The organism is Phyllobacterium sp. A18/5-2 (assembly GCF_025452215.1).
Lineage (GTDB): Bacteria > Pseudomonadota > Alphaproteobacteria > Rhizobiales > Rhizobiaceae > Phyllobacterium > Phyllobacterium sophorae.
Genome location: NZ_CP104966.1, coordinates 775,481 through 800,000 on the forward strand (window position 1 = coordinate 775,481; position 24,520 = coordinate 800,000).

20 protein-coding genes, 1 tRNA gene, 2 rRNA genes and 4 pseudogenes (1 of these 27 only partly in view) are annotated in these 24,520 nt (G+C 55.2%); 7 read left to right on the forward strand and 20 right to left on the reverse strand.

Annotated elements, in window-relative coordinates; all coding sequences use genetic code 11:
* Positions 1–34: 34 nt before the first annotated feature.
* From N8E89_RS03825 to N8E89_RS03870, 10 genes are all read right to left on the reverse strand, one after another.
* Positions 35–1,435: an NAD(P)(+) transhydrogenase (Re/Si-specific) subunit beta gene (locus N8E89_RS03825; RefSeq protein ID WP_106664292.1), complete on the reverse strand. Its 1,401-nt coding sequence runs from the start codon at positions 1,433–1,435 to the stop codon at positions 35–37.
* A 10-nt stretch (positions 1,436–1,445) separates the two neighbouring features.
* A complete protein-coding gene (locus N8E89_RS03830; protein WP_106664238.1) occupies positions 1,446–1,856 on the reverse strand; it encodes an NAD(P) transhydrogenase subunit alpha part 2 in 411 nt (136 codons plus the stop codon).
* Complete coding sequence (locus N8E89_RS03835) at positions 1,856–3,181, reverse strand: Re/Si-specific NAD(P)(+) transhydrogenase subunit alpha (protein ID WP_262261191.1); 1,326 nt, start codon at positions 3,179–3,181, stop codon at positions 1,856–1,858. The genes N8E89_RS03830 and N8E89_RS03835 overlap by 1 nt, the downstream gene beginning before the upstream one ends.
* Positions 3,182–3,329: 148 nt before the next feature.
* Positions 3,330–3,551: an aa3-type cytochrome c oxidase subunit IV gene (locus tag N8E89_RS03840; RefSeq protein ID WP_106664239.1), complete on the reverse strand. Its 222-nt coding sequence runs from the start codon at positions 3,549–3,551 to the stop codon at positions 3,330–3,332.
* Positions 3,552–3,720: 169 nt separating this feature from the next.
* Positions 3,721–3,867: a DUF3096 domain-containing protein gene (locus tag N8E89_RS03845; protein WP_106664240.1), complete on the reverse strand. Its 147-nt coding sequence runs from the start codon at positions 3,865–3,867 to the stop codon at positions 3,721–3,723.
* An 85-nt stretch (positions 3,868–3,952) separates the two neighbouring features.
* On the reverse strand, positions 3,953–5,599 hold the full coding sequence (locus N8E89_RS03850) for a putative bifunctional diguanylate cyclase/phosphodiesterase (protein ID WP_262261193.1): 1,647 nt from the start codon (positions 5,597–5,599) through the stop codon (positions 3,953–3,955).
* A 40-nt stretch (positions 5,600–5,639) separates the two neighbouring features.
* Positions 5,640–6,260: a hypothetical protein gene (locus N8E89_RS03855; RefSeq protein WP_262261195.1), complete on the reverse strand. Its 621-nt coding sequence runs from the start codon at positions 6,258–6,260 to the stop codon at positions 5,640–5,642.
* A gap of 209 nt (positions 6,261–6,469) precedes the next feature.
* Positions 6,470–6,985 carry a hypothetical protein gene (locus N8E89_RS03860; RefSeq protein WP_262261196.1) on the reverse strand — a complete coding sequence of 172 codons (516 nt, stop codon included), beginning with the start codon at positions 6,983–6,985 and terminating at the stop codon, positions 6,470–6,472.
* Positions 6,978–7,130, reverse strand: a complete 153-nt coding sequence (locus tag N8E89_RS03865) for a CGNR zinc finger domain-containing protein (RefSeq protein ID WP_410010356.1) — start codon at positions 7,128–7,130, stop codon at positions 6,978–6,980. The genes N8E89_RS03860 and N8E89_RS03865 overlap by 8 nt, the downstream gene beginning before the upstream one ends.
* Positions 7,090–7,587, reverse strand: coding sequence for an ABATE domain-containing protein (locus N8E89_RS03870; RefSeq protein WP_262261197.1), 498 nt, complete (start codon positions 7,585–7,587; stop codon positions 7,090–7,092). Before N8E89_RS03870 ends, N8E89_RS03865 begins: the two co-directional genes overlap by 41 nt.
* Before the next feature lie 65 nt (positions 7,588–7,652).
* On the opposite strand from N8E89_RS03870, the gene N8E89_RS03875 reads away from it, so the two are divergent.
* A complete protein-coding gene (locus tag N8E89_RS03875; protein WP_262261198.1) occupies positions 7,653–8,552 on the forward strand; it encodes a branched-chain amino acid ABC transporter permease in 900 nt (299 codons plus the stop codon).
* 40 nt (positions 8,553–8,592) lie between these two features.
* On the opposite strand, the pseudogene N8E89_RS03880 reads toward N8E89_RS03875, so the two are convergent.
* Positions 8,593–9,349, reverse strand: a pseudogene (locus N8E89_RS03880) (SDR family NAD(P)-dependent oxidoreductase).
* 270 nt (positions 9,350–9,619) lie between these two features.
* Between N8E89_RS03880 and N8E89_RS03885 the strand changes: the two are divergent.
* Both N8E89_RS03885 and N8E89_RS03890 read left to right on the forward strand, forming a co-directional pair.
* Positions 9,620–10,204 (forward strand): TRAP transporter small permease subunit, encoded by a 585-nt coding sequence (locus N8E89_RS03885; RefSeq protein WP_106664246.1) that lies wholly within the window; start codon positions 9,620–9,622, stop codon positions 10,202–10,204.
* Positions 10,197–11,960, forward strand: coding sequence for a TRAP transporter large permease (locus N8E89_RS03890; protein WP_262261199.1), 1,764 nt, complete (start codon positions 10,197–10,199; stop codon positions 11,958–11,960). The genes N8E89_RS03885 and N8E89_RS03890 overlap by 8 nt, the downstream gene beginning before the upstream one ends.
* Positions 11,961–12,029: 69 nt before the next feature.
* Here the strand turns inward: N8E89_RS03890 and N8E89_RS03895 are convergent.
* Positions 12,030–13,139, reverse strand: a pseudogene (locus N8E89_RS03895) (TRAP transporter substrate-binding protein).
* A gap of 278 nt (positions 13,140–13,417) precedes the next feature.
* On the opposite strand from N8E89_RS03895, the gene N8E89_RS03900 reads away from it, so the two are divergent.
* Complete coding sequence (locus tag N8E89_RS03900) at positions 13,418–14,188, forward strand: gamma-glutamyl-gamma-aminobutyrate hydrolase family protein (protein ID WP_113173930.1); 771 nt, start codon at positions 13,418–13,420, stop codon at positions 14,186–14,188.
* Between the two features lies 1 nt (position 14,189).
* Here N8E89_RS03900 and N8E89_RS03905 read toward each other — a convergent pair whose 3' ends face one another.
* From N8E89_RS03905 to N8E89_RS03925, 5 genes are all read right to left on the reverse strand, one after another.
* Positions 14,190–14,441, reverse strand: a complete 252-nt coding sequence (locus tag N8E89_RS03905; protein ID WP_262261200.1) for a hypothetical protein — start codon at positions 14,439–14,441, stop codon at positions 14,190–14,192.
* A 5-nt stretch (positions 14,442–14,446) separates the two neighbouring features.
* Positions 14,447–14,641, reverse strand: coding sequence for a hypothetical protein (locus N8E89_RS03910; protein WP_262261201.1), 195 nt, complete (start codon positions 14,639–14,641; stop codon positions 14,447–14,449).
* A gap of 95 nt (positions 14,642–14,736) precedes the next feature.
* On the reverse strand, positions 14,737–15,756 hold the full coding sequence (locus N8E89_RS03915; protein WP_106664251.1) for a LacI family DNA-binding transcriptional regulator: 1,020 nt from the start codon (positions 15,754–15,756) through the stop codon (positions 14,737–14,739).
* A 127-nt stretch (positions 15,757–15,883) separates the two neighbouring features.
* The gene (locus tag N8E89_RS03920; RefSeq protein ID WP_262261202.1) at positions 15,884–16,777 is read right to left on the reverse strand and encodes a DMT family transporter; all 894 of its coding nucleotides are present in this window, start codon (positions 16,775–16,777) and stop codon (positions 15,884–15,886) included.
* Positions 16,778–16,870: 93 nt separating this feature from the next.
* Positions 16,871–17,365: a MarR family winged helix-turn-helix transcriptional regulator gene (locus N8E89_RS03925; protein WP_106664252.1), complete on the reverse strand. Its 495-nt coding sequence runs from the start codon at positions 17,363–17,365 to the stop codon at positions 16,871–16,873.
* Positions 17,366–17,653: 288 nt separating this feature from the next.
* On the opposite strand from N8E89_RS03925, the gene N8E89_RS03930 reads away from it, so the two are divergent.
* The 3 genes and pseudogenes from N8E89_RS03930 to N8E89_RS03940 all read left to right on the forward strand — a co-directional run bounded on the left by N8E89_RS03930 (position 17,654) and on the right by N8E89_RS03940 (position 20,627).
* Positions 17,654–18,439, forward strand: a complete 786-nt coding sequence (locus N8E89_RS03930; RefSeq protein ID WP_262261203.1) for a creatininase family protein — start codon at positions 17,654–17,656, stop codon at positions 18,437–18,439.
* 107 nt (positions 18,440–18,546) lie between these two features.
* Positions 18,547–19,654: pseudogene (locus N8E89_RS03935) on the forward strand (CobW family GTP-binding protein).
* Positions 19,654–20,627: pseudogene (locus N8E89_RS03940) on the forward strand (WD40 repeat domain-containing protein). Before N8E89_RS03935 ends, N8E89_RS03940 begins: the two co-directional pseudogenes overlap by 1 nt.
* Before the next feature lie 442 nt (positions 20,628–21,069).
* Here the strand turns inward: N8E89_RS03940 and N8E89_RS03945 are convergent.
* The 3 genes from N8E89_RS03945 to N8E89_RS03955 form a co-directional block, all read right to left on the reverse strand.
* Positions 21,070–21,146: transfer RNA gene (locus N8E89_RS03945), tRNA-Met, on the reverse strand.
* A 298-nt stretch (positions 21,147–21,444) separates the two neighbouring features.
* Positions 21,445–21,559: ribosomal RNA gene (rrf, locus tag N8E89_RS03950) — 5S ribosomal RNA — on the reverse strand.
* 283 nt (positions 21,560–21,842) lie between these two features.
* Positions 21,843–24,520, reverse strand: a 23S ribosomal RNA gene (locus tag N8E89_RS03955); it runs 132 nt beyond the window's last position.

The following is a 24,520-nucleotide window of genomic DNA, read 5'->3' on the forward strand; positions in this document are numbered from 1 at the left end:
GGCGGGCTTTTTCAGTATCGCCATCAATTTACGCTTAGTGATCGAGTGCCTTGACAATATTTTCGACCATTTTTTTGGCGTCGGCAAAGAGCATCATGGTGTTGTCGCGGAAGAACAGTTCGTTCTCGACCCCGGCGTAACCCGAGCCCATGCCACGCTTGATGAAGAGGACAGTGCCAGCCTTGTCGACATCGAGAATGGGCATGCCGAAGATCGGCGATTTCGGATCGGTCTTGGCGGCCGGGTTGGTCACGTCATTTGCGCCGATGACGAATGCAACGTCCGCCTGAGCGAATTCCGAGTTAATGTCTTCAAGCTCGAACACTTCGTCGTAGGGGACGTTGGCCTCGGCGAGAAGCACGTTCATGTGCCCGGGCATGCGTCCGGCCACCGGATGGATGGCGTATTTGATCTCGACGCCTTCCGCTTTCAGCTTGTCGGCCATCTCGCGCAACGCGTGCTGCGCTTGCGCCACGGCCATACCGTAGCCCGGCACGATGATGACCTTGGAGGCATTCTTCATGATGAAGGCGGCATCGTCGGCCGAGCCCTGCTTGACCGGACGCTGCTCGACCTCGCCGCTGCCGGCCGCGGCGGTCTCACCGCCAAAACCGCCGAGAATGACCGAGATGAACGAGCGGTTCATGCCCTTGCACATGATATAGGAGAGGATTGCACCGGATGAGCCCACCAGGGCGCCGGTGATGATCAGCGCCAGGTTGCCTAGTGTAAAGCCAAGCGCGGCTGCCGCCCAGCCGGAATAGGAGTTCAGCATGGAGACGACCACCGGCATGTCGGCACCACCGATCGGCACGATGATCAGCCCGCCGAGGACCAGCGACAGGATGACGATGAGCCAGAATACCGCATGGCTTTCGGTCAGGACCAGCGCCACGACCAGCACGACAATGGCAACCAGCAGGGCGGCATTGAGGATGTGGCGGCCGGGCAGCATGATCGGCTTGCCCGACATGCGCCCGTCGAGCTTCAAAAAGGCGATGATCGAGCCGGTAAAGGTGATGGCACCGATGGCAACGCCAAGCGACATTTCAACAAGCGCCTGGCCATGAATGCTACCCACTTCGCCGATGCCGAAGGAGGCCGGCGCATAGATGGCCGCGGCCGCAACCATCACAGCGGCAAAACCGACGAGTGAGTGGAAGGCGGCAACCAGCTGCGGCATGGCCGTCATAGCGATGCGTTTGGCGATATAGGCTCCCGCGCTGCCGCCGATGGCAAGGCCGATGACGATCAGGCCAAGACCCTTCAGGCTCGGTTCGGCCAGAGCCAGCGTGGTCAGGATCGAGATGCCCATGCCGGCCATGCCGTAGAAATTGCCCTGACGGCTGGTGGTCGGATGCGACAGGCCGCGCAGCGCCAGAATGAACAGGACGCCGGAGACAAGATAAAGAAAAGTTGCGAAATTCACGCTCATCATTCAAATCTCACTTTTCTTTTTTCTTGTACATGGCGAGCATGCGGTGGGTGACGAGGAAGCCGCCAAAGATATTGACGCTGACAAGAATGAGCGCAATGAAGCCAAATCCTGTGGCCGCGCCGCTGGCCGAGAGACCGACCGCCAGCAGTGCGCCGACAACGATCACCGAGGAAATGGCGTTGGTGACGGCCATAAGCGGTGTATGGAGAGCCGGTGTCACCGACCAGACTACATAATAGCCGACGAAGATCGCCAGCACGAAAATCGCCAGGCGGAAGACGAAGGGATCGACCGCGCCGCCGGTGACCGCGTGGGCCGCGGCCCCAGCCGCATCCGGCATCGACTCGGCCGCCCGGCGCACCATCTCGGTGGCCTGGTTCAGCGTCTCAAGCGCCTTTTCGAGTGTAGCATCAGCCATCACGCGTCTCCTTCAGTCTTCTTGGATGCAGCCTTGGGGGCAGCCGCCTTAGCCGGTTTCGGCGTCGGGGATTTTTTGGGAGCCGCTTTGCTGGCCTCTACCTTTACGGGCGCATCCTTTGCGGCCGGCGCTTTGGCAGGGGCGGCCTTCTTGGTAGCCGTCTTCGCGGCCAGAGCCGGTGCTGCCGCACTTGCCGCACTGGCGAAATTCGGGTGAACCACCTTGCCGCCATGGGTCAAAACGGTTGCCTTGACCAGCTCGTCATCGAAGTTGATTTTGACGCTCTTGCTGTCCTTGTCGACCAGCGTCTCAAAGAAGGCCACAAGATTCTTTGCATAAAGCTGCGATGCGGTGGCGGCAATGCGGCCGGGAACATTCAGGTGCCCGACGATCTTGACGCCGTCGACCTCAACGACCTTGCCGGCGACCGCGCCTTCGACATTGCCGCCGCGCTCCACCGCAAGATCGATGAGCACCGAACCCGGGCGCATGCGCGCAACCATCTCGCGGGTCACCAAGCGTGGCGCGGGACGACCCGGAATGAGCGCCGTGGTGATGACGATATCCTGCTTGGCAATATGGTCATTGACCAGCGCTGCCTGCTTTGCCTGATATTCTTTCGACATTTCCTTGGCATAACCACCAGCGGTTTCCGCCGCCTTGAATTCCTCGTCCTCAACGGCAAGAAACTTGGCACCGAGCGAGGCGACCTGCTCTTTAACAGCGGGGCGCACGTCCGTCGCGGTAACGACGGCACCGAGACGGCGTGCCGTGGCGATAGCCTGCAGGCCGGCAACGCCAACACCCATGATGAACACCTTGGCCGCGGGCACCGTGCCCGCCGCCGTCATCATCATCGGCAGCGCCCGGTCATACTCTGCCGCCGCATCGACGACCGCCTGATAACCTGCAAGATTGGCCTGGCTGGAAAGCACGTCCATGACCTGCGCCCGAGTGATGCGCGGCATGAACTCCATCGTGAAGGCGGTCACCCCGGCATCTGCCAGTTCCTTGACCGCAGCATCGTTGCCATAGGGATCGAGCATGGCGATGATAATCGCCCCGCGCTTGTAGGAAGTCAGCTCGGCAGAACTCGGACGCCGCACCTTCAGAACAACGTCGGCGTCCTTGACATTCGCAGCTTTGCCAATAGTTGCGCCGGCAGCTTCGAATTCACGATCCGGAATACGCGATGCCGTACCGGCACCCGTTTCCACAATGACGGTAAAGCCAAGGCCGATAAGTTTTTTGACTGTCTCCGCCGAACCGCCAACCCGCGGCTCGTTGGCATCAATCTCTTTCGGTATGAATAGTGTCTGAGCCAAGCTCTTCATCCCCCAAGCAAGTTATCACTACAAAGACAGTGGCCCTGGAGCCAGCGCGCCTTTCCCGCTTATAACGATTGGCAACCCTGAGATGCGACCGGTTCGAACGAACGGCTTTTGATAGGGCATTCCACCCGGTTTGGCTGATCTAGAGAAGGAACCAAGCAGCCAGACAAATAACAATAAACAGAACGGTAGCCGAGAAGAACCCGCCGGCGAAAAAGCCGAATGCCATTGCAGCCACCAATGCCAAGCAAGAGATCACGCCCCATTTTGAGAGCGTAAGAAACAGATTGTAAGTGCTCTCATGTTCCTTGTAATCCATGGGAGCGCCCAATTCCGCGGGCGAAGTATCGTGATGTTCGGCCATCTTCAAAACCTCTTATAGTCGATGTTGTAATGGCAATAGCGAAAACGCCGCATCAGTGCAATGCGCAGATGGTCGCTCATGGGAGACTCAATCGATATAAATCAAATAGACTGTTTCTCCGAAACCAAGGATTGCTTCAATACCAACGAATTGAGCAGATTTGGGCCAACTAATTGAGCAGATTAGGAAAAAGCCCCACGACGCCGATGATGATCAGATAGAGCGCGACCACGTAGTTCAACAGTCGAGGAGCTATGAGGATAACAATGCCCGCAATCAACGCTACGAGCGGAGCAATGGCGATTTGAGCAATCATGTTGGCGTCCTTCCTCCTGAAGCCGGAATAGCAGCAATTTCCACAGCAACCCGCCGCCGATACTATTGCAAGCTGTCAAAGAAGATCAATGCAGTAGCGGAACAAGATCGTTTTTTGCGGCCAGCAATCTCTGCTCCATTGGAATGTCAAGGAGCTTTGCGATCTCGTCCGCAGACATGGCCGCACCATAAAGGTATCCCTGGACATATTCCGCACCAATCCATTGGTTGATAAGCTCGGATTGCTCGCTTGTTTCAAGCCCTTCGATCGTCACAGACAAGCCCAGTTCATGGGACATCTGGACGATACCGCGCAGAAGTTTCAGCGAGCGACCTTCCTTGACGATGTCTGCGATGAAGGACCGGTCGATCTTGACCTTCGTTACCGGGAGGTCCTTCAAATAGCTCAGACTGGAGTAACCGGTTCCGAAATCATCGATGGCGACCTGTATGCCGTAGTCTTTGAGTTCTGCGAGAACGCTGCCCGTCGTTTCGCGATCGGTGATGATCGCACCTTCCGTTACTTCCACTTCAAGCAAATGCGGCTCGATATCATGCCGGCGCAATGTGGAATGAATGATGTTGACCATGTCCATGTTCCGCAGATCATGCGACGATAAATTTACCGATACAGCGATCCGGGATTCCCATTTGCTGCAGTCCATGATGGCACGTTCAATGACGCTTCGGGTAAGCTCCGAAATTAGTCCCATTTCTTCTGCCATGGGGATGAATTCCGCTGGCGATATTGCTCCGAATTCGGGATGGTCCCAGCGGGAAAGCGCTTCACACGCAGTCATGCGCAATGTGCGAACATTGACGATTGGCTGGTAGGCAACCGACAGGGCACCATCGGCAATGGCTTTGCGCAAATCGCCCTTGAGCCGCTGCTTGCTCCGGAACGAGTGATCCATCGTGTCAACAAAGACCGCCCATTTCTTCTGAGTTTCCTTTTTGGCAACGTCGAGCGCCAGATCGGCATTCATATGCATGGCTGCCAAATCTAGTTTCGTCGCCTCCGCGATCGCGACACCCGAATGGACGCCGATCAGTATCTCATGGCCAGACACAATGTACTGCCCTGAGATCGTTGCCATCACCCGCTCGACGCGCAGCAGCGCTTCGTCATGTGACGTTGCAGCAAACAGGAGCACAAATTCGTCGCTGCCAAAGCGCGAGATGACAGCTTGGCTGGCGTCCACGGAAGCCAGGCGGTCGGCGACGGCGCGCAATAACTCATCGCCGATACGATGTCCAAACGTGTCATTCGTTCGCTTTAACCCATCGATGTCGACAACCATCAGCGCAATCTGTGCGCCAAGCTGAACTGTACCCGTGTAGGCGCCGGCGACCTCCGCGAATTGGCTGCGGTTAGGAAGACCCGTCAAACTGTCATACCGCGCCATCCTGTTAATCTGGGCTTCCGCATCGGCGCGGCGCGTGACGTCCTGAATAACCAGAACGGTTCCGTGTTGCGGATCGGGTGTGGCAGTAAATTCGTAATGGCGGTTCGCGGGTGAAACAAACGTGTCGCGCTGTTTTGAGCCGTTCAGGAGATCCCGCATCTTTACACGCAGCGATGCCAGCGTATCGTCGTTGAAGTGCCCCCGCAATTGCGCCAAGCGCAGCAGCACATCAAGGGAGCGCCCCTGTAGCGTTTCCGGACGATCAAACCCCAGCATCTTTGCCGCCCTCATATTTGCGACCGTAATGGTCTGACCGCTGTCGAACATCAACAAGCCCTGAGGCATGCCGTTGAGGGCCGCATCGAAATTATTGGCTACAATACCAAGTTGCCTTTTGCCCAGCAGTGCATCGAAGAGTGCCCGGCGCAGATCTCGAAGCGATCGCGATATTGCTCCAGAAATACGGCACGATCAGCAAGGCGAGGAGCCAGTTATAGAATCCGCCAAGCAAGATGAACGTGACGAATAGTGGCGCAAGAATTCCGACCGACATACCAACGACGACCATGGGCGAAACATAATTTCGCGTCACCAAGGCAACCATCGATGCGACCGCGATAACAACACTTGTGATCGCTGCCGATGGATCAGCCAAAACATAGATACTCACGAAGCATAGCATTCCGAGCAAGATGCACGTCGTCAGCGCGCCGGACAGATAGCGCCACTCCCACTTCTTCAAGGTTGCATCAGTGGCAGTCGATAAATCCGTCTGTTCGAAAGCGATGGCATTGGCCGTCCTCGCCAGGATGGTCAAAAAGAACGCAAGCGCAAAGGCCGAGTAGATCGGGTGACCGGTCTTGATATAGATCATCAAGGTCGCGATGATCTGGACAACAGACGTCCGCCAAACAGCGGTTTTATTCGCATATAGCGTGTGAAGAGATGTGAGTTCGAGCGAGCTGCTCTCATTGCGTTCAATAGTCATCCATGCCGCCCGCAAATAACTTTACCCGTGCCGGGATACGCCGACGAAAACGTTCGAAGGCGAACACCGTTGGGTTATAGGGTGGACATCCATCTAAATCGTTTAATTTTGGGAGGGGGAAAATTCAGACATCAGGAATCGAAAAACAGAATTACCAATTCCTAAAAGGAGTTTGCTTTACGTCAACAGCGCTGAAAAAGCCGCTGGTTCTATGACGATGGACAGGCTGTGGATAAGACATCCTCGGAATTCTTATCGGGATTTGTGTCGTAGAACGGGCCGACAACAAGTGGTTTTCCGGGCATTACAGACTGATCGACATCGGAAATCATTTTCCGCTCAATTGTCTGCAGTAATTTCCCGCTAGCGTCTTCGAGGCGCATACTGACCTTATATTCCCGGTTAGCCTTGACGCATTTGATCGGCGGGCTCTCGACGGTGATCTTGTCCATCATGGGCCATATTTTCTGCCTAACGATAAACGGATCCCCACCTGACGGGTTTTCAAAAGTCGTCTCCAACATGCTCCCGTCAGGCAAGGGCCTGATTTTTGCGAGTGTGAGGAGATAGGTCGCCTGCGCGATCCGGTAGTTGAAAACGAAAATCTTGCCGGAAACATTCACATAGTCACCCTCGCCCGCGTCGCGGCAAGCGCCCAAACCGAGCGTGCTGGCAAGAACGGCCGACAGGACAATACGTCGAAAAGACCCTACTCCCTCAGACATGATCGTTTCCTGCCTGTTTTGAATTTCGATTGTAATGCCGTTGCGCCTTCGCTCGATTGCCACACACGCGCATGTCACACCAACGCCGGCTGCGATTACGGCTTTCATCGAAATACAGCCAATGACAATTTGGACATATCTTGATCTCGTTCGAGTCTCGCCGGTTCGAACAGGCGCACGCCGGAAAGGAAGGCTGCGGAGGCCAAAGGCAATTCGCGCCTCTGTTCGCAAGGCCGCGGCAGTGCCAGGTTTTGACCGCTCGGCTCGTCACCGAAGAGCTCGGAACCAAGGCGCAGGAAAACCGACAACGGTTTTGGCCTAAACCCGCCACCACGAACGGCCGTCCGGAACAGCTCATTGATCGCCTCCCGAACGTCGATCAGCACCGTTATTTCGCCGCTCGATGTCGGAGAACTAAATTGTACGTTACCCCATTCTCCCCGCCTGAAATTTGCAGCAGCCGTCGCAAACCGTGGCATTTCGGCCGGATCAGCAAGACGGTCCTGCGAGCGCTCCCGCGTCTCGCGAAAAATTACGGTGTTGGCGAGATCGAGGGCCAGCACGCCTCCACTGAATCGATGAGCATTCCAGTCAAACGTCATACCCAAATTCTAACTGGTAAAATCCGTTTTGCAAGTTAGAATGGGGCAGATCTGAGAGCCGCAAAATGTCGTATTTTCTTCAACTCGTTTTTAACGGCATCCACAATGCCGCGCTCTACGCGCTGCTCGCCTACGGTTATGTGCTGATCCATGGCCTCACGCATCGTACAGATCTTTCCCTAGGCGCCATCTTTGCTTTTTCCGGGCAGACTTTCATCCTTGCGACTGCGTTCGGATGGTCCGTTCTCTGGATGACGCTCCCTGCAGCGCTATCGTTCGGGGCACTGATTGCTATCGTCTATGTCTCTATTGGCGGCTACGCCATAGCCAAACTCATCTACGCCCCGCTCGACACGGGAACGCGCAACACCGTTTTGGTTGCTACGCTTGGGCTTAGCATTTTCTTGATGGAACTGTCGCGGATTGCTGCCAACACAAGGGATTATTGGCTGCCGCCGATGCTCGCTTCACCGGTACCATTACTGGGGCCGGAGATAGACATCAGCCTGACACAAATGCAGGTGGTCAACATTGTCGTAGCCTTGGCCGTGATTGCTTCTGGAGAGATAATCATGCTGCAAACTTCCGCTGGCCGCATCTGGCGCGCTGTCAGTGATGAACCCGTAGCAACGGCGATGTGCGGCATCGACCCAGGAAAAGTGAGGACACAAGCGATCTTGGCTGCCTACGGTGTTTGCGCATTAGCGGGATTTCTCGCGGCACTTTACTATGGCAATGTTAGCTTCAACACCGGCATGATCTTCGGTTTGAAAATCCTTTTTATCACGGCCGCTGGCGGATTTTCCCGACCACTGCATGCAGCCTTCGGTGCAGCCATTGTCGGGATGGTCGAATCACTATGGGGTGGTTATTTCTCGGTTCTCTGGCGTGATGCGGCGGTGTTCTCGCTGCTGGTCTTTGTCCTCGCGACACGCATCAATCAGCAGGCGACCGAGCGCGTATAGGATCTGACCTGGAGCAAGTTTTTATCTATATGGAGCCGTTCTAGCCCTGTAGGCTGTGTCCGCCATCGATCGTAATAACAGTGCCAGTAATATAGCTGCTCGCATCCGACGCAAGCATTAGCACCGCACCGTCAATATCTTCCGGCTCTCCCAGCCGCCGCATCGGATTCTTTCCTTTCAGAAACCCTTTGGCCGGCCCGTCCATGATTGTCTCGTTGAGCCGCGTTGGAAACCAGCCCGGGGCGATCGCATTGACCCGGATCCCGTGACAGGCCCATTCGAGCGCCAGCGACCGGGTCATCTGCGAGACCGCTGCCTTTGACATTGCATAGGCGGCTGATCCCTTGATCGGCGCGTCTGCAAGGATGCTGGATAGATTAATGATTGATCCCCCGGCACCCTTGGCGATCATTCGTTTCGCCGCCTCTTGGGCAATAAAAAAAGCGCCTTCGACGTTTACCTCGAGTATTTGCCGCAACTGTTCTCGGGTCATTGTCAGCGCCCGTTCTACCGCGGCCACTCCTGCATTGTTAAATACGACCGTAACGGTGCCGAAGCCGTCGCTCTGCCTCGTCGAATGCGCGCTCGATATCCGCAGCGATGGTAATGTCGGCAATGATATTCATGATGCTTGACTGAAGCTCCGTTTCGGGAGCAGGCGCAGGTGTACGCGAAATCGAGACGACATTTGCGCCATGTGCGGCGAGAACCTGCACCATTCTCAGGCCCAAACCAGACGAGCCTCCGGTCACCGCAATGGTTTTTCCCGCAACGGAAATAGAAGAATCACCTGTCATTTAGTCGAATACCGATGAGCATCAAGCCTGAATGTTCTGTCACTGTTAGACTGCTCATGCGGTCATGACAACTGCCTATGGTCCTTCGTGGCCAAGAGTCTCTTGCTTGATGGATGGGCACCATCAATTCTGTTGATGGTTTTAGGCTGGGCTGGTACCAGTGCTTCGACATGTTTTTAATAGGCAAGGCTGAAAGAGGCTGACACCGCGCGATCAAAAAAGCGGGACGCTCACAATACTCAGGCTGTCAGAATCTATGGGGAGGACTAAATGCCGGCTTTGCTCGCTCTGTCAAAAACAATCGATCGCATCAACGAATTCATCGGACGCCATGTCGCGTGGCTGATCTTTCTCGCGGTCATCGTCAGCGCTGGAAATGCAATCATTCGCAAGGTGTTCAACGTATCGTCGAACTCCTGGCTCGAACTTCAATGGTATCTGTTCGGAGGGGCCTTCATGCTGGCCGCCGCCTATACCTTGCTGCAGAACGAACACATACGCATCGATATTGTCTATGGCGCGTTCTCTCGGCGCGTCCAGCACTGGATTGATCTGCTAGGCCATATATTTTTCCTGATGCCGTTCGTCATCCTGATGATTTTCTATTTCATTCCTTATGTCCGGCTCTCCTACAACAGTGGCGAAGTTTCCTCCAGCGCAGGCGGTCTTATCCTCTGGCCCGCCAAGTTGATCCTGCTCGTGGGCTTTCTGCTTCTCGGTATCCAGGGCGTTTCAGAAATCATCAAGAAGATCGCTGTGATGCGCGGGGACATGCCCGATCCCAATCCACCAATGTCCCTCGAAGAGCTTGCGGATCAGGAAGTGGCTGCCATCGCGGAGGCGCGTAATGATTGAGTTTATTGCGCAGAACATGGCACCGATCATGTTCGCTTCGCTAATCATTTTCATGCTGATCGGCTACCCTGTCGCCTTCGCGCTTGCCGCCAACGGTCTGCTTTTCTTTTTTGTGGGCGTCGAATTGGCTCCCTATTCGAATGGCAGCATCACGCTCTCATGGCCATTGCTTTACGCCCTTCCTGAGCGCTTCTGGGGCCAAATGGCCAATGAAACACTTCTCGCCATTCCCTTCTTCACATTCATGGGAATCATTCTCGAACGCTCCGGTATGGCCGAGGATCTGCTCGACACCATCGGGCAACTCTTCGGCCCGATCCGGGGCGGTCTTGCCTATGCGGTCATCTTCGTCGGTGCTCTGCTGGCAGCGACGACAGGTGTTGTGGCTGCATCTGTAATCGCCATGGGCTTGATATCATTGCCGATCATGATGCGGTACGGCTATGACCGGCGCGTTGCATCAGGCGTTATAGCGGCTTCAGGGACCCTGGCGCAGATCATTCCGCCCTCGCTCGTACTGATCGTTCTCGCCGATCAGCTTGGCCGTTCCGTCGGCGATATGTATCACGGAGCAATCGTGCCCGGCCTTGTTCTCACCGGCCTCTATATGCTCTACATTTTGATCATGACGTTCTGGAAGCGGGACTCAATGCCTGCACTTCCGGTTGAAGCACGGACGCTGGGGTCCGGCGTCAGTTCCTTGATCATAGCACTCCTGATTGCTGGTGCTGTTGCCTATGGGGCTCACATTCTGCTGGCACCGGTTGCCGGAGCAAATGCCGATATTTGGGGCGCGACCATCGGTATTATCATTATCTATGCCTTCGCCCTTGCAGACCGTACATTCGGACTGAATACGATGTCGCGCCTTGCACAACAGGTGATTATCGTTCTCATACCACCACTCGCGCTGATCTTCCTCGTTCTTGGTACAATCTTCCTTGGCATCGCAACGCCAACCGAAGGCGGTGCCATGGGTGCGGTCGGGGCATTGATCATGGCGGCATCAAAAGGCCGTCTCAATTTCAGCGTCATAAGCCAAGCCTTGGCATCCACGACGCGGCTATCATCATTCGTGATGTTCATTCTGCTTGGAGCCCGCGTGTTCTCCTTGACGTTCTATGGCGTCAACGGTCACGTATGGGTTGAGCATCTGCTTGTATCGCTGCCAGGCGGCGAGGTTGGATTTCTGATTGTCGTCAACCTCCTCGTCTTCTTCCTGGCGTTCTTCCTCGACTTCTTCGAACTTGCCTTCATCATCGTGCCATTGCTCGCTCCGGCCGCGGACAAACTCGGCATCGATCTGATCTGGTTCGGCGTTCTTCTTGGCATCAACATGCAGACAAGCTTCATGCATCCGCCATTCGGTTTCGCATTGTTCTATCTGCGTTCCGTTGCCGCCAAGGTGCCTTATCTCGACAAGATAACGGGAAAGAAGATCCAACCGATCACAACCGGCCAGATCTACTGGGGCGCCGTGCCCTTTGTCGGCATCCAGATCCTGATGGTGGCATTGACGATCATGTTCCCGCAGATGGTTATGCACTACAAGGGCAGCGGCCCAACTGTTGACCCTGCAACCATGAAGATTGAAATACCGGGCGACCTGGGCGGCGGCCTCGGTGGTGGATTGGGCGGAGATCTTGGTGGACCAGGTGGAGAATTGAGTTCACCGCCATTGGGTGGAACACCGGCCAACCCGCCCGCTCCTGCCCAACCGGCAGCACCCGACCTCAGCCAGCCGCCGAAAATGTAAGGTCGAAGCAGCAAGAAAAAACCCCGGTCCTTGCGGTACCGGGGTTTATTTTGATTGGTTTTGTGAAGCTTACAGCTTGCCGTTGCGCTGTTGAATCATCATGAAGGTGTCGAAGGAGTACTCAGCCACCTGAGCATAGAGGAAATGCTCATTGCGGAAGGCCTTGATGGATTCCCAGATTTTCTTGAACGCCGGATTATTGGCTTCCATTTCAGCATAGACACCATTGGCCGCCTCGAAGCAGGCGTTCAATATCTCGGGGCTGAACGGACGCAACTGAGCACCACCAGCGACCAGTCGTTTGATTGCCGCTGGATTCAGCGAGTCATACTTCTGCAGCATGTCTGCGTCCGTTGCCTGCGCGGCGGTGCGGAACAGTGACTGATAGGCGGGCGGCAACGAGATCCCATTTCTCCTTATTGACCATGAAGCTGACCGTCGGACCACCCTCCCACCAGCCAGGATAGTAGTAAAAGGGTGCAACCTTCTGGAAACCGAGCTTCTCGTCGTCGTAAGGCCCTACCCATTCCGCCGCATCGATCGTGCCTTTTTCCAGCGAAGGATAGATGTCGCCGCCAGCGATCTGCTGCGGGACAACGCCAAGTTTTTCCAGGACCTTGCCGGCAAAACCGCCGACTCGCATCTTGAGGCCCTTGAGATCATCGACGGTCTTGATTTCCTTGCGGAACCAGCCACCCATCTGCACGCCCGTGTTACCGCCTGGATAGGCTTGCAGGCCTTGCTTGTTAAAGAACTCGTTCATGAGGTCGATGCCGCCGCCATGGTACTGCCAGGCGTTCATGCCACGTGCGTTCAACGCAAAGGGACTGCTGCGCCCAAGGCCCACGTGGGGTCTTTACCCCAGTAATAATAGGCAACCGTATGACAAAGCTCGACCGTACCGGCTGCGGTCGCATCCGCCGCCTGGAGGCCAGGCACAATTTCACCAGCCGCAAATGGCTGAATGGTAAAGTTGCCGTCCGTCGCTTCCTTCAAATATTTCGACAAGACTTCGGCGCCGCCGTAAATCGTATCAAGCGACTTGGGAAATGACGACGCACAACGCCATGTGACCTTTGGCAACGACTGCGCGATAGCTGGAGCCGCTAAAGTGGTTGCTGCAGCAGCAGCCCCAACTCCGGCAAATCCTGCCTTCGTGATGAACGAACGACGATCCATTAATTCTCCTCCAAAAACGATTGAACTCAACTCTTCAGCCCAGATCACCGGACAATTGTGTCCTGGTCTCCCGATCTCGGGGATCACCATACACACTCGTTTATCCAAGTCCAGCACGTGGAGTGACAATGGGGGTGTGGCCATGGAGTCATTTGAAATTACTAGGAAATACTTCAATAATATCCATCGCACTGGCCAAAATTCCCGCACTATGGTCACCATTGGAAACGCTGTAGAATTGCACTACATATGAGGCAACATTTTTCTGGAGTAACCCAATGCGGCAACCTCTCGTCGCCATAACATCCGATGTTCGCACCTTCGAGAATTACACATGGCACGCAGCCCCTGACCAATATTTGGCAGCGGCCTACGACGCGGCTGGCGTAATCCCTTTGATCGTCCCTTCATTCGGCGACGGGCTGGACATCGATGCCATCCTCGACGGTGTCGATGGTGTACTGGTTACTGGCTCCAAATCCAACGTTCATCCGTCGCTTTATGGCGCCGCACCAACTGAGGCTCACGAGCCCTATGATCCCGCCAGGGATGCTACATCGCTGCCGCTTATCCGGCGTGCCATTGAGCGCGGAATCCCTCTTTTGGCGATTTGTCGTGGAATTCAGGAACTCAACGTTGCTTTGGGTGGGACATTGGCTACCGAAATTCAAGAACTGGACGGGCGCATGGACCATCGCGCTCCGCAGTCTGACCAGCAGGCCGAACGATTCGCGATCCGCCATCCGGTGCGAATCAAGCCGGGCTCTTGCCTCGCCAGTGTCATGCAAAGCGATTCCGTAGAGGTCAATTCCGTTCATCGGCAAGCTATCGACAGACCAGCGCCGCAATTGGATATCGAGGCAGTGGCCGATGATGGCACGATCGAAGCAGTTTCGGTCAAGAACGCGCGCAGTTTCGCGGTCGGGGTCCAATGGCATCCGGAATATTGGGTGAAGAACGACAGTCCTTCGCGCAAGATTTTCGCAGCTTTCGGCGATGCGGCACGCGCCCACAAGGCAAGCCGCGCGCGGCTTCACGCTGCCGAATGATTTAAAAGAGACTCACGCCTTCCGTTGACATCGACAGGATTACGGAGCGGGGCTCGACGCTGATATAGTCGAGCCCGTCACCAGGGCTGAACTCCACGATCGTTCGGCCGAGATTGTCGGACAGATCGATCGTTCCATCTTCGTTATTGTGCCACGTCCTGGCATTCGCCAACGGTGGATAGAGACCGGCGCAGCTGCTGTCGACGGAGAGAGCGTTATGCCCCGGCATGCCATTTTCCTTTGGGAATGCCATGCATTTCACTCCTCCCCCGGACCACGAATGACGAATGTCGGGATATCCAGGCTCTTTCCATCGTCAGTTGCAATGGACGCTGTTGTAGCGATATCAATACTTGGATCTTCATCGGACGTGTATGTCGCGAAATCCAGAAACATGGCAACAATTGCCGCTGCGCTCACGAGGCCAAGCCAGGCCGAATTAGCCAATTTCATGATGCACCCCCGGTATCAACACCCTGGGAGCCTAGTAGTGCAGCGTTAACGAACGGTGAAACGCGCGGATGGCAGCCCGCCGACCGAGCTGAGGCTTAGCGTTCCTTGGGCCTTGACGTGGATTGCCGTATTCGCAATTCCGGTTTGATCAACTCCTGACGAGCATGGGTATCAGCACCGTTCAGCTGGTCGAGCAGAGCCCGTGCCGCGCGCTGGCCGACTTCCCTCTGGCCGTTCCACACGGTGGTTAAAGCTGGCGTAGCAATTGCTGCCTCCTCGAGGTCGTCGTAACCGGTAACTGAAATATCAACTCCGGCGACCAATCCAGCTCGTGCAATACCGTTCATCATGCCGATTGCTGCAAGGTCATTCCAGCAGACTGCAGCCGTCGGGTGATCCTTCAAGGCGAGAAACTGTGGCGCGGCATCAAAGCCCGCCTGCTTGGTTCTCGGACCGGGAATGCGCCATTCCGGCTTTACCTCAAGGCCTGCCTTCTGCATTGCGTGAAGATAGCCTTCATAACGGTCCCGGCCGGTCGAGGTTTGATCCGTACCGCCCACCATAGCAATGCGGGTGTGGCCCAGCGAAATCAGATGGTTCGTGGCGAGGCCAATGCCATAAGCGTCATCACCGCGGAATACAGGAACATTCGCATCCTTGACGCTACGGGCAATCAGAACAACGGGCAGTCCATTGTCTTCGGCCATGCGTATATCTTCGGCCGGCGTGCCGATAGCCGGAGACATGATCACGCCATCTCCACCCAATTGCAGCACAGTGTCGATAAATGTCCGCTGCTTGTCCAACTGATCATAATGGTTGGAGAGAATGAAGGTCTGACCGGAGCGGTCGAGCTCGCCCTCAATCGCTCGCAATATTTCGGCAAAGAACGGGTTCATGATGTCATGCACCACGACGCCGACGATCCCTGACCGTGAGGTGCGCAAACTTGCAGCCCGCCGATTGTAAATGTAACCAATCGCCCGGGCATGTTCTTTGATCTTCTCGCGCGTCTGGTCGGCCACAAGCGGGCTGTCGCGCAATGCCAGTGATACGGTTGCAGTGGACACTTTAAGCGCGTCGGCAATCGTCGATAGTTTGATCTTCTGCGCCAAAAACCGCCTCCCGCAGTATCGTCCAACAAGCTACGTAATCTTTACCCGGCGTTATGCCATTGCAGCCGGATAAATCAAAGTTCTTTCGTTATGGGTGCGGTCAAACGTTTGGCCAGGACCCCGAACTTCAGTTATGTGTGCGCAACTGCCGTTCGCGGTGCACGATATAAAGACCGCTGCCAATGACGATCGCCGCACCGCAAAGCGTGTAGATATCCGGGAACTGGTCAAAGATGAAATATCCGAAGGCCAGCATCCAGATGATTTGCAGGAACGGATACGGCGCCAATGCCGCTGTCGTTGCTCGCCTGTAAGCCAGAATGATCAGATAGTGGCCGAGCCCGCCGAAAAATCCAAGCATGAGCAACAGCGCGATTTGAAACGGCGATTCAGGGATGACGGCCTGCATTATTGCCGGTGACGTTAAAATGGCCGGAGCGAGGGCCGAAAAGAAAATGAGGCTCTCCGGAGATTCCGTCGCTGCCATGCGCCGTGTGAGAAGCACATAGAAAGAGTAGCTGAGCATCGCGGCAATGGAATAGGGTAACCCCGGGTTGAACGAACCGAATCCCGGGCGAGCAATGATCAGAACGCCGATGAATGCGACGATGATCGCGGCCCAGCGCCGCCAGCCCGCCCACTCACCAAGGAGCGGCCCGGCGAGCGCGGCGATTACCATGGGCGCTGCAAAGGTAATCGTGATCGTTTCACCCAGCTGCATTGTCTGCAGTGCATGGAAGTTGAAATAGGTCGAGCCAAACAAGCAGAGCCCGCGAAGGAACTGCAGGGGAATGCTGCGGACTTTGAAAATTCCGGGATTGGACCACGGCCGAAAAAAGATCAACACCAGAAATGTATGTTCAATAAACCGCATCCAGGAAATAAAGGCAGTCGGAATTCCCGAAACGACAAGATATTTGGCGCTTGCATCGAGGCAGGAGAACAAGAATCCCGCCGCCAGCAGATAAAGGACCGCAGCGAGCGGTGCAGGTTCCTGTGAAGAGCGGGAAGCTAGAGGCAATTGAATGACCAATCAGGCGGGCGAGATTCGTCCGCATGATATCAAGTTCAGGCAGTTTGTAATCGCAGATTGCAAATATCTTTTGACGTTCGATCACTCGTCATCGCTGTCGTCGTCATCATCATGGGCATCATCAGGGCTCGTCTGACGCAACTGTTCCGCAGCCGAAAGGTTGACTTCAAGACGCGACAGCATTTTTACGAACGCTTTGCGTTCTTTTTTGTCAAAACCCTTCATCGCATCCTTTTCGGTTTTCCGAATGGATTTTTCAATTGCCTTGATTGCCTCGTTCCCGGTTTCGGTAAGGAAAATATGGGCCTGACGCTGATCAGTTGTCGAACCTTCCTTCTTGACAAACCCCTGCGTCTGCAAGCGCGAAATCGTCTTGGTGATCGTCGGTGGACGAACGCCAAGCCGTTTGGCCAGAATGCTTGGAGAAAGACCGTCCTCGTGCGCCAACTGCAGCATCACCGCATCTTGTCCGGCATAGAACCCATGCCCCAGCAAGCGCATCGCCAAAGCTGTTCTGGTCAGACGCGCCGTCGATTGTAGCCTATGAAGAATGAGGGTTTTACGATCCTTGACCATTCAAACTCCTGCTCGCTTTGTAGCGTGTCCGGTTGATGATGAGACGGCTAGGTCTCTTTGGTGGATAGCAATTAACAGACAAACTTCTTGTACGCAGACTAGTATTCACGGATTGGCGCGGCGGATTCACTACAGCGGCCAAACCGTCGGCTCTCCTTGCCCGGCAAGTCCGCGTTACAATGCTTATATGACATTCTGATGAAATTTGCCGACGAATTGGTATGGAGGCAAAAATATGCCTGTAATAATGCTATCCGAGGCACATATCCTCCTGTCGAGCATACGGGTATGATAGCACAACTGACCCAGACGGATGAGCCGGACATGCCAACATCTTGTACGAGAACGATCGCCATTCTCCCCCTTGGCGCGCATGAACAGCATGGTCCGCATTTGCCGTTCGAAACTGACACGATCATCGCCGCTGGGCTGGTTGATCGGCTGAGGAATTCGCTTCCCAGCGCTCTTTCCATCGAATTTCTTGCCGTTGAGCCGATTGGCTATTCCATCGAACATATGGATGTGGCAGGCACACGGACACTTGCTTTTGACGAAGCAGTTCGCCGCTGGATCGGCGTGGGCGAAAACCTTGTCCAACGCGGCCTGTCCAAACTGGTAATCCTGAACGCCCATGGCGGCAACGCACCTCTCATGACGATCGTTGCCACTGAGCTGCGCGTTCGTTTCAATATGCTTGCCGTGGCAACGAGTTGGACACGATTTGGTTTGCCGGATGATCTGATGTCGCCGGACGAGAAAGCATTGGATATCCATGGCGGCTTCATTGAAACTTCTGTGATGCTTGCATTGCGTCCCGAGCTCGTCGATATGAAAAAAGCTGGAAATTTCGATTCCAAACAGCGTTATTATGCGCAGACCTACAAGCACCTGCGTGCTTATGGACCCCACGCCTTCGGCTGGAAAATGTCCGACCTCAACAGACACGGCGTGGCTGGGAATGCGTCCCGGGCCACGGCAGAGGCCGGTGAAAAGATTATGGCGCACAGTTTGAGAGGTATTATCGAACTGCTCGAGGATGTCGACCGCTTTGATTGCTCCACCTTCAAACAATAATGCTCAACCGGATTGAAGCAGCCATTCACGCATTTGAATGCCATAGGTGTGGCAATATGTAATCTTATCACCTATATCGTGGGTCAATCCATTCCAAGAGGCGCACGATGAGTGAAGCTCCGACGACTTCCACTGCCGCGGCAGAGATTGCACAAACACCTCAGATCCCTGTGACGGTGTTGACTGGGTATCTCGGTTCCGGAAAAACCACCCTGTTGAACCGCATTCTCAGCGAAGATCATGGCAAACGATATGCCGTTATTGTCAATGAGTTCGGCGAAATCGGAATCGACAATGACCTGATTGTCGAGTCCGATGAAGAAATCTACGAGATGAACAATGGCTGCATTTGCTGCACCGTACGTGGTGATCTGATTCTGCGTCGTGGAGGGCCTGATGCGCCGCCCCGGCCGTTTCGATGCCATCATCGTCGAGACCACGGGCCTTGCCGATCCGGTTCCGGTGGCACAGACCTTCTTCATGGATGACGATGTCCGCAGCAAAACCGCCTTGGATGCCGTCGTGGCCCTGGTCGACGCCAAGCATTTGCCACTGCGCTTGAAGGACAGCCGCGAGGCCGAAGATCAGATCGCCTTTGCCGATGTTGTTCTAGTCAACAAGACCGATCTCGTCTCGGCTGAAGAGCTCGCCGCCGTCGAGGCAACTGTGCGTGCGATCAATCCCCATGCCGTAATTCACCGCACCGAACGCGCTGGCATCGAGCTGTCGCGCGTCCTTGATCGCGGAGCTTTTGATCTGAAGCGCGCGCTGGAGAGCGATCCGCACTTCCTTGACCATGATCATCCGGATCATGCCTGCGGTCCGGATTGTGATCACGATCATGACCACGGCCATGACCACCATGATCACGATCACGATCATGGCCATGAACACCATGATAACGCATCCCCGATCCATGATGTAACGGTGCAGTCTGTTTCACTCAGGACGGGCGAGCTCAATCCCGACAAGTTCTTTGCGTGGATCCAGAAAATCACACAGGAACAGGGTCCGAATATTCTCCGTCTGAAGGGCATCCTTGCTTTCAAGCATGATCATGAGCGCTATGTGATCCAAGGCGTCCACATGATCATCGAGGGCGACCATCAGCGTGCCTGGAAAGAGGGTGAGAGGCATGAGAGCCGGCTTGTTTTCATTGGCCGGGAACTCGACCACGCTGCATTGAAATCCGGTCTCGAAAGCTGCCTTGCCTGATGCCCACAATTGCCCCGCTTGATCTTTCCGGCCATTGCGTTGACGCGCGTTTTGTCCAGGATGTTCCGTTCTTTGCGCTGGCCGACGGTACGATCCACCGCCTCGACAACGGCCATAAGACAACACAGGCCCATGATGGTCTGCTTTGCGCGGTACTGTCCTTCGACGGTAAGTCTATCCTTACAGGCGGTGAAGATGGCCGCATTTGTGCGACCGGATTGAACGGCGAGGCGCAAGAATTGAACATGCTTCCGCGCAAGTGGATGACTGCGCTGGCCGCGGCACCAAACGGGACGCTCGCCTTCGCGTCGGGGCGATCGGCCTGGGTGCGCTCACCCGAGGGTTCGCTGCGGGAGTTTCCGCATGAACGCAGCGTCGAAGGTGTCGCCTTTGCGCCCAAAGGATTGCGTCTGGCGGTTGCGCGCTATAATGGCGTGACCTTGCATTGGCCAGCAACGAATGGCGCCCCAACGGAACTCGAGTGGAAAGGCGCCCATGTCTCGGTGATATTTTCACCAGACAATCGTTTCCTCGTCACGTCGATGCAGGAAAATGCTCTGCATGGGTGGCGGCTCGAGGACAATCGTCACATGCGAATGACCGGTTATCCGAACAAGGTGAAGAGTTGGTCCTGGAGCGTCAAGGGTAAGTGGCTCGCCACATCAGGCGCGCCGGCAGCGATTATCTGGCCCTTTGCCGGGAAAGATGGTCCCATGGGCAAAGCCCCCTCGAGCTAGGCACACGCGGCGACAGTCTTGTAACTGCGGTTGCCTGCCATCCCGTTGAAGAGATCGTGGCGATCGGCTATTCGGATGGCATGATCATGGTTGGACGTTTCGGCGACCAGAAGGAAGTGCTGTTGCGCCGCCCTGGCAAAGGCGCTGTTTCGTCGATGAATTGGGACACGACAGGACATCGTCTTGTTTTCGGGAGTGAGTTCGGAGACTGCGGCGTGGTCGATATCACCGGCTGATCGCCGATTGGCGAATTGCTTGTTCTGCGTCAGGATGTGGCGAAGCCGGTTGCAGAGATTGTGGCGACATGCGTGTCTTGGTTGACTGAGCTTGGCCTCTAAACGCCAAAAACCCCGCTTGTGCGGGGTTTTTGCTTGGAAAGGCTGGTTTTGATGGCCTTGATGTGGTTGCGGGGACAGGATTTGGTTTTTGTCCCGCGGCGTCGGCTGGGCCTCCTTGCGGGCCCCTGATGCCGGTTCAGCTCGGCCGGCCACCGGGTCAAAATACAAAAGCCCGGACGAGCCGGGCTTTTTGTATTTTGGTTGCGGGGACAGGATTTGCCCGTTCGGGGCTTCAATCGGTGCACTGGACTGATTGACCGGCTTTGCCGGACGCCCGCTCACCCTTCAGGTTCTGCGCCTGAACGGTGGTGATGATGATGAACAGCGTTGCTTTTGAGTTTGGTTGCGGGGACAGGATTTGAACCTGTGACCTTCAGGTTATGAGCCTGACGAGCTACCGGGCTGCTCCACCCCGCGTCACCAAGAACGGCCAAGTTGCCGTAACAGCCCGGATTTTTCCGTTTGTCCGGCCTTTTGCCTGAAGGAGGCTTATGGCCGGACGGGGAGCTGCTCCACCCCGCGCCACCATCCGGCTGTTGACCGGAATTGTCTGTGGCTTTTGCGTGTTTTGCGTAAGTTTGATCTTACTTTGTTTGGTCTGCAAAAGCAAAAGGCCGCCCTGCATTGAAAGCGGCGGCCTGTTGGATTGTTCTGTTTGGTGAGAAGATTTTGTATCGCATGCAGCTTATCCATGCGTGAACGTTGCGTTTAGCAGACCTGGCAGCGACCTACTCTCCCGCGTCTTGAGACGAAGTACCATTGGCGCTGGGGCGTTTCACGGCCGAGTTCGGAATGGGATCGGGTGCGGCCACCCCGCTGTAACCACCAGGTCAGCAAAGCGCAACGTTATGTGAGAAGCTGGAAGTTTTTTGTCTCACGCGCCGTATCGTCCCTGCCGGGACGGGCGCTGCGACGGCGCGTGGCAAGCCACGACGACCTATCGGTCTGTATGGGTAATTTTTCTGGACTGTTTCCAGAAGGAGCCCATACAGCACGCTAGTGCGTCCGAGCCGTTGCGAGGCCCTCGCGGAGCATAGGGTCGAAGACCCGCTCATGCGTGAGCGCTTTTTAGATCGAATATGCATCGCGTTGCGATGGATATGAGTAATGAGAATGATCAAGCCAATCGAGCTATTAGTACCGGTAAGCTTCATGCGTTGCCGCACTTCCACACCCGGCCTATCAACGTGGTGGTCTTCCACGGCTCTGATAGGGAATACTCGTTTTCAGGTGGGTTTCCCGCTTAGATGCCTTCAGCGGTTATCCCGTCCGTATATAGCTACCCTGCTATGCGGCTGGCGCCACAACAGGTCCACCAGAGATACGTCCATCCCGGTCCTCTCGTACTAGGGACAGATCCTGTCAATATTCCTACACCCACGGCAGATAGGGACCGAACTGTCTCACGACGTTCTGAACCCAACTCACGTACCGCTTTAAATGGCGAACAGCCATACCCTTGGGACCTGCTCCAGCCCCAGGATGCGATGAGTCGACATCGAGGTGCCAAACAACCCCGTCGATATGGACTCTTGGGGGTCATCAGCCTGTTATCCCCGGCGTACCTTTTATCCGTTGAGCGATGGCCCTTCCACGCGGGACCACCGGATCACTATGACCGACTTTCGTCTCTGCTCGACTTGTCAGTCTCGCAGTCAGGCGGGCTTATGCCATTGCACTCGACGACCGATTTCCGACCGGTCTGAGCCCACCATCGCGCGCCTCCGTTACTCTTTAGGAGGCGACCGCCCCAGTCAAACTACCCACCATACACTGTCCCGGATCCGGATAACGGACCGCGGTTAGACATCCATATAGGTAAGGGTGGTATTTCAAGGATGACTCCACCATGGCTGGCGCCACGGCTTCAAAGTCTACCACCTATCCTACACATGCCGACACGAATGCCAGTGTAAAGCTATAGTAAAGGTGCACGGGGTCTTTCCGTCTAACCGCAGGAACCCCGCATCTTCACGGGGAATTCAATTTCACTGAGTCTGCGTTGGAGACAGCGGGGAAGTCGTTACGCCATTCGTGCAGGTCGGAACTTACCCGACAAGGAATTTCGCTACCTTAGGACCGTTATAGTTACGGCCGCCGTTTACTGGGGCTTCGATTCAAAGCTTGCACCTCTCCTCTTAACCTTCCAGCACCGGGCAGGCGTCAGACCCTATACGTCGTCTTGCGACTTCGCAGAGCCCTGTGTTTTTGGTAAACAGTCGCTACCCCCCTGGTCTGTGCCACCCTCCTTGACTTGCGTCAAAAAGGGTCACGCTTCTTCCGAAGTTACGCGTGCAATTTGCCGAGTTCCTTCAACGCAGTTCTCTCAAGCGCCTTGGTATTCTCTACCAGTCCACCAGTGTCGGTTTAGGGTACGGTCTATACGCGGGAGCTATTTCCTGGGACCGCTTCGAAGCCCCTCCAATCCAATAAGGAGGAACAACACACGCGATCCGTCACTACCCGCAGGCCCACGAATATTAACGTGGTTCCCATCGACTACGCCTTTCGGCCTCGCCTTAGGGGCCGGCTAACCCTGCTCAGATTAACTTTAAGCAGGAACCCTTGGACTTTCGGCGAGGGAGTCTCTCACTCCCTTTATCGTTACTCATGTCAGCATTCTCACTTCTGATACCTCCAAAGGCCCTCACGGGTCCCTCTTCAACGGCTTACAGAACGCTCCGCTACCACTTGCAGTAAACTGCAAATCCACAGCTTCGGTGTATGGCTTGAGCCCCGGTACATTTTCGGCGCAAAGACCCTTATTTAGACCAGTGAGCTGTTACGCTTTCTTTAAATGATGGCTGCTTCTAAGCCAACATCCTGGTTGTTTTGGGATCCTCACATCCTTTCCCACTTAGCCATAACTTAGGGACCTTAGATGGTGGTCAGGGTTGTTGCCCTCTTCACGACGGACGTTAGCACCCGCCGTGTGTCTGCCGATTAGTACTCTTCGGTATTCGGAGTTTGGTTAGGTTTGGTAAATCGGTGAGATCCCCTAGCCCATCCAGTGCTCTACCCCCGAAGGTATTCGATCGACGCTCTACCTAAATAGATTTCGCGGAGAACCAGCTATCTCCAAGTTTGATTGGCCTTTCACCCCTAGCCACAAGTCATCCCAATCTATTGCAACAGATGCGGGTTCGGTCCTCCAGTAAGTGTTACCTTACCTTCAACCTGCTCATGGCTAGATCACTTGGTTTCGGGTCTAATCCAACGAACTGAACGCCCTGTTCAGACTCGCTTTCGCTGCGCCTACACCTACCGGTTTAAGCTTGCTCGTCAGACTAAGTCGCTGACCCATTATACAAAAGGTACGCTGTCACCCAGAACAAATCTTGGGCTCCAACTGTTTGTAGGCATTCGGTTTCAGGATCTCTTTCACTCCCCTTGTCGGGGTGCTTTTCACCTTTCCCTCACGGTACTGGTTCGCTATCGGTCATGCACGAGTACTTAGGCTTGGAGAGTGGTCTCCCCATGTTCAGACAGGATTTCACGTGTCCCGCCCTACTCAAGGACTTTTATTCGCATTACGTGTACGGGGCTGTCACCCACTTTAGCCACCCTTTCCAGAGTGTTCCACTTGTCTCATAAAAGCCACTGGCCTGGTCCGCGTTCGCTCGCCACTACTTACGGAGTCTCGTTTGATGTCCTTTCCTCCGGGTACTTAGATGTTTCAGTTCCCCGGGTTCGCTTCTAACCCCTATGTATTCGAAGGTCAGATACCTTATAACGATATCTAGAAATTATTTTGGTTCAGAAGAACCAAAATAACTTTCTAGATATCTAAG

What these genes read in the sequence shown, in the direction of transcription:
- N8E89_RS03910 (WP_262261201.1), bottom strand. Translation starts at nt 14,641, where the DNA reads ATGAAATTGGCTAATTCGGCCTGGCTTGGCCTCGTGAGCGCAGCGGCA.
- N8E89_RS03900 (WP_113173930.1), top strand. Translation starts at nt 13,418, where the DNA reads ATGCGGCAACCTCTCGTCGCCATAACATCCGATGTTCGCACCTTCGAG.
- N8E89_RS03830 (WP_106664238.1), bottom strand. Translation starts at nt 1,856, where the DNA reads ATGGCTGATGCTACACTCGAAAAGGCGCTTGAGACGCTGAACCAGGCC.
- N8E89_RS03860 (WP_262261196.1), bottom strand. Translation starts at nt 6,985, where the DNA reads ATGTCTGAGGGAGTAGGGTCTTTTCGACGTATTGTCCTGTCGGCCGTT.
- N8E89_RS03870 (WP_262261197.1), bottom strand. Translation starts at nt 7,587, where the DNA reads ATGACGTTTGACTGGAATGCTCATCGATTCAGTGGAGGCGTGCTGGCC.
- N8E89_RS03855 (WP_262261195.1), bottom strand. Translation starts at nt 6,260, where the DNA reads ATGACTATTGAACGCAATGAGAGCAGCTCGCTCGAACTCACATCTCTT.
- N8E89_RS03825 (WP_106664292.1), bottom strand. Translation starts at nt 1,435, where the DNA reads ATGAGCGTGAATTTCGCAACTTTTCTTTATCTTGTCTCCGGCGTCCTG.
- N8E89_RS03840 (WP_106664239.1), bottom strand. Translation starts at nt 3,551, where the DNA reads ATGGCCGAACATCACGATACTTCGCCCGCGGAATTGGGCGCTCCCATG.
- N8E89_RS03885 (WP_106664246.1), top strand. Translation starts at nt 9,620, where the DNA reads ATGCCGGCTTTGCTCGCTCTGTCAAAAACAATCGATCGCATCAACGAA.
- N8E89_RS03845 (WP_106664240.1), bottom strand. Translation starts at nt 3,867, where the DNA reads ATGATTGCTCAAATCGCCATTGCTCCGCTCGTAGCGTTGATTGCGGGC.
- N8E89_RS03925 (WP_106664252.1), bottom strand. Translation starts at nt 17,365, where the DNA reads ATGGTCAAGGATCGTAAAACCCTCATTCTTCATAGGCTACAATCGACG.
- N8E89_RS03850 (WP_262261193.1), bottom strand. Translation starts at nt 5,599, where the DNA reads ATGTTCGACAGCGGTCAGACCATTACGGTCGCAAATATGAGGGCGGCA.
- N8E89_RS03905 (WP_262261200.1), bottom strand. Translation starts at nt 14,441, where the DNA reads ATGGCATTCCCAAAGGAAAATGGCATGCCGGGGCATAACGCTCTCTCC.
- N8E89_RS03930 (WP_262261203.1), top strand. Translation starts at nt 17,654, where the DNA reads ATGATAGCACAACTGACCCAGACGGATGAGCCGGACATGCCAACATCT.
- N8E89_RS03890 (WP_262261199.1), top strand. Translation starts at nt 10,197, where the DNA reads ATGATTGAGTTTATTGCGCAGAACATGGCACCGATCATGTTCGCTTCG.
- N8E89_RS03875 (WP_262261198.1), top strand. Translation starts at nt 7,653, where the DNA reads ATGTCGTATTTTCTTCAACTCGTTTTTAACGGCATCCACAATGCCGCG.